The 4029-nt window shown below is 60.7% G+C and carries 5 protein-coding genes; all 5 read right to left on the reverse strand.

The features are described 5' to 3' along the window. Positions 1-569 (reverse strand): amidase (locus E5W87_RS26290; protein WP_292404333.1); only part of this gene is annotated, 569 nt, incomplete at its 3' end. 109 nt (positions 570-678) lie between these two features. After that, complete coding sequence (locus E5W87_RS26295) at positions 679-1713, reverse strand: extracellular solute-binding protein (protein ID WP_292404337.1); 1035 nt, start codon at positions 1711-1713, stop codon at positions 679-681. A gap of 25 nt (positions 1714-1738) precedes the next feature. Next, entirely contained in the window at positions 1739-2545 is an 807-nt protein-coding gene (locus E5W87_RS26300; RefSeq protein WP_292404340.1) for an ABC transporter permease, read from the reverse strand. Then, on the reverse strand, positions 2538-3458 hold the full coding sequence (locus tag E5W87_RS26305) for an ABC transporter permease (protein ID WP_292404343.1): 921 nt from the start codon (positions 3456-3458) through the stop codon (positions 2538-2540). Before E5W87_RS26305 ends, E5W87_RS26300 begins: the two co-directional genes overlap by 8 nt. After that, on the reverse strand, positions 3458-4029 hold a 572-nt coding region (locus E5W87_RS26310), incomplete at its 5' end, for an ABC transporter ATP-binding protein (protein ID WP_292404346.1). The genes E5W87_RS26310 and E5W87_RS26305, both read right to left, overlap by 1 nt.

A 4029-nucleotide genomic window follows, 5' to 3' on the forward strand; every position in this document is an offset into this window, starting at 1 on the left:
CCGCAGGCCGATGCCGGGATACGGATCGAGCCGCCGATATCGGAGCCGGTGGCGATCGACGACGTGCCGGAGGCGAGCGAGGCGCCCGAGCCGCCTGACGAGCCGCCGGGCGTGAACTTGGGGTTCCACGGATTGCGGGTGACGCCCCACAGCCTGGACCATGTATAGGCCGCGCAGGAGAATTCCGGCGTCGCGGTACGTGCATGGACGATGCCGCCGGCTCGAATGATGCGCTCATTCATCGTCGAGCTGGAGTCGGCAACGAAATCCCTGGTGATCAGCGAGCCACCGGTGGTCGGCTTGCCCTTGATATAGCTTTCGTCCTTGATGCCGACGGGCAGGCCCTCGAGCGGGCCCGTCTTCTTGCCCTTGGCGTATTTCGCCTCGGCTTTTTTGGCCAGTGCCATCGCCTCGTCAAAATGCGTGTTGGTGAAAGCGTTGACCTTGTCCTTCGTCGCCTCGGCGCGCCCGATGACCGCTTCCATCAGCTCGACCGGTGAAAGCTTCTTCGCCTTGAAGCGCCTAAGGGCCTCACTTGCCGGCATGTAGCAGAGATCGAGATCGGACATTTGCAGGCGAACTCCGGGTGCGTCAGGCGACAGCCGGACGTCGGTCCTTGGCGAAGATTTTTTGATTTTGGACCCGGCAGCCATGGCTGCCGGGTCCATGGTACTGCGATCACTTCTGCAATTCGGTCCAGATCCTGGTGTACAGAGCCTGCACGTCGGGCTCGCAGTTCAGCATGAACTTGCCCTTGTCGGCGAACTCGGCGGGGATGTTGACCTCCGGCGCCGTCTTCATGTCCTCAGGCATGAAGGCCTCCGATCCCTTGATGCCGTTGGCGTAGCGCGCGAAAGACGAGATCAGCGCCGCGTTTTCGGGATCCATGATGAAGTTCTGGAACAACTTGGCGTTCTCGACGTTCTTGGCGTCCTTCAGCACCGCGAGATTGTCCATCCAGATCGGATAGCCCTCCTTCGGATAGCCATAGACCATGTCCTTGTTCTGCAAGCGGGCGCGGAAGGACGCGCCGTTCCAGTCGACGCTAGCGGCGAAGTCGCCCTTGGCGAACTTCTCGACCGTGCCGTAGTCCATGGATATCCATTTCGGCTTTGCCGCCACCAGCGCATCGCGCACCTTCTTCAGCACCTCCTTGTCGCCGGTGCAGGGCTCGCCGCCGACATATCTGATGGCGAGATGCATGACATCGGCCATTTCGGGAACGACGTTGACCTTGCCGACCAGTTCCGGCGGCGGATCCAGGAAGATGGCCGAAGTGTTGACGTCACCCTTGTAGACGGAGGTGTTGACCGTCACGCCGGTCGTTCCCCATTGCCACGGCACGGTGTATTTGCGGCCTGGATCGAAGGGAACATCGACCCATTTCGGGTCCATGTTCTTGAAGTTCTCCATCTTGCTAGGCTCTGTCTCCAACAGCAGCCCTTCCTGGATCCAGATCGGCACGAAGCTCGCAGAGGGCACCACGATGTCGAAGCCGCTGCCGCCCTGGCGGATTTTGGCGAGCGCGGTGTCGTTGGAATCGTAGTCGGTGACTGTCACCTTGACCTTGTATTTTTCCTCGAATTTCTTGATGAGGTCGGGGCTGGTGTAATTGCCCCAGTTGTAGATGTTGAGTTCGCCATCGGCGCGGGCAATACCCGCCGAGGCGAGAAGCGCGGCGCCGAGCGCCATCGCAGCCAGTTTCCACTTCATCGTTTCTCTCCTGTTACAGCTGATATCATTCCTGATCCTTTTTCCTGCTGATGAAAAAGAAGACGGTGACGATCAATATCGAGATCAGCAGGAACACCGTCGAAATCGCGTTGATTTCCGGCGTGATAACGCGCCGGAACTGGCCGAGCATGTAAGTAGGTAACGTATCCTGGCCGCCGGACTTGACGAACTCCGTGATGACGACATCATCCAGCGAGATGACGAAGGCCAGCATCAATCCCGCAAGGATGCCTGGCCAGAGCAGCGGAAAGGTGACGCGCCGAAAAGCCTTCCAGGGTGTCGCGTAGAGGTCGGCCGCAGCGATCTCCAACGTCAGATCCATGTTCTCGAGCCGCGCCCGGATCGGCAGATAGGCAAAGGGGATGCAAAAGGCCGTATGCGCGGCCATCAGGTAGCCCAGCCCCGAATAGCCGGTCCAGATCTTGATGCGCGAAAAGAAGATCAGCAGCGCCACCGCGGTGACGATTTCCGGCACCATCAGCGGCTGGTTGATGAAGGCGTATTTGAAGCCGAGGCCGGGATATGGTTTCGTCCGGGTCGTGGCAAGCGCGGCCATGGTGGCGACGATCGTCGCAACAGTCGCCGCGACCGAAGCAATCTGCAGCGACCGGATCGAGGCGTCGACAACTTGGTTGTTGTTCCAGGCCTGGTAGAACCAGCGCAGCGACACGCCTTCCCAGATCGCGATCGAACTGCCGGCGTTGAAGGCATAGACGACAACTGTGACGATCGGCAGGTAAAGCGCGAAGAAGCAGATCATCGCGATGGTCGCGAAGCCGGTCTGCCGGCGGATGTCGAAGCGGCTACCCATGCGTGCCGCCCTGGCGCCCGGCGGAGCGGACATAGAAGAGCAGCGCGACCATCACGATCGCCATCAGCGAGATCGACAGCGCCGAGCCGAGCGGCCAGTTACGGCCTTGCCCGAACTGCAGCTCGATCAGATTGCCGAGCATCATATTCTTCGAACCGCCGAGCACGCGCGGGGTGACATAGGCGCCCAGCGCCGGGATGAAGACGAGGATCGAGCCGGCGACGATGCCAGGCTTGACCAGCGGGATGATGATCCGCCTCAGCACCTGGAAGCGGTTGGCGTAGAGGTCGTAACCCGCCTCGACCAGCCGGAAGTCGATCTTTTCCATGCTGGCATAGAGCGGCAGCACCATCAGCGGCAGATAGACATAGGTCATGCCGACCATCAGCGCGAAATCGGTGAACATCATCTGGATCGGCTGGCTGATGATGCCGAGCTTGATGAGCACCGTGTTGACGATACCCTCGTTGCGGATCACCTCCTGGATGGCGAAGGTGCGGATCAGCAGATTGGTCCAGAAGGGGATGGTGATCAGGAACAGCCAGATCTCGCGCTGCCGCGCGGGCCGGGTGGCGATAAAATAGGCGGTAGGGAAGCCAAAGAGCAGCGTGAGGATCGTTGTCATAAACGACAGCTTGGCCGAGCGCCAGAAGATCGACAAATGCGCGTCGGCGAAGGCCAGCGTGTCGTCGAAGATGTCGCGCTGCATCACCACCGACAGCCAGCCGTCGGTGGAGAATTTCCACACCACGTCGCCATAGGGCCCCGGCGTCAGGAACGAATAGACCACGACGATCAGCAGCGGGCCGGTCGCCGCCAGAAAGATAATGATCAGTGCCGGCGCTGACAGAAGCCAGCGATCGCGGATATCTCTGCGTTCGGCTTCCTTGGCGACTTCTTCCGCGCTCGCCATCAGTCCCTCAGCACTTGTGCGGCGTCGTTGCCGATCGAAATGCCGACCTTGTCTCCCCGCTCGAAACCGCAGCCGGCGCTGCGCGTGTTCTGCTGGCGCACGGTGAAGGCCTCGCTGCTGTCCAGGCGAACATGGATGTGCGTGTCGGTGCCGAAATAGACGATGTTTTCGACCGTGCCCGACAGGTCGCCCTTGCCGCTGGTCAGCTTGGCATGTTCCGGCCTGACCACCACGGTGGCGTTGTCCTTCGGCTGAAAGCCTTCAGCCACGGTAGCGTCGATCGTCGCGCCGGATTTGAGCGTTGCGCGTGCCTTGCCGTTGGCCATGCCTGTTATGGCCGCGGTCAGGAAATTGGTCTCGCCGATGAAGTCGGCGACGAAGCGCTCCGCCGGCTTGTCATAGATGTCCCAAGGCGTGCCGACCTGCAGGATCTTGCCCGACGACATCACCGCGATGCGGTCCGACATGGTTAGCGCTTCTTCCTGATCGTGGGTGACGAAGATGAAGGTGATGCCGGTCTCGTGCTGCAGCCGCTTCAGCTCGATCTGCATTTCCTTGCGCAGCTTGAAGT

It is taken from the genome of Mesorhizobium sp., assembly GCF_004962925.1.
Lineage (GTDB): Bacteria > Pseudomonadota > Alphaproteobacteria > Rhizobiales > Rhizobiaceae > Mesorhizobium.

What these genes read in the sequence shown, in the direction of transcription:
- E5W87_RS26295 (WP_292404337.1), bottom strand. Translation starts at nt 1,713, where the DNA reads ATGAAGTGGAAACTGGCTGCGATGGCGCTCGGCGCCGCGCTTCTCGCC.
- E5W87_RS26300 (WP_292404340.1), bottom strand. Translation starts at nt 2,545, where the DNA reads ATGGGTAGCCGCTTCGACATCCGCCGGCAGACCGGCTTCGCGACCATC.
- E5W87_RS26305 (WP_292404343.1), bottom strand. Translation starts at nt 3,458, where the DNA reads ATGGCGAGCGCGGAAGAAGTCGCCAAGGAAGCCGAACGCAGAGATATC.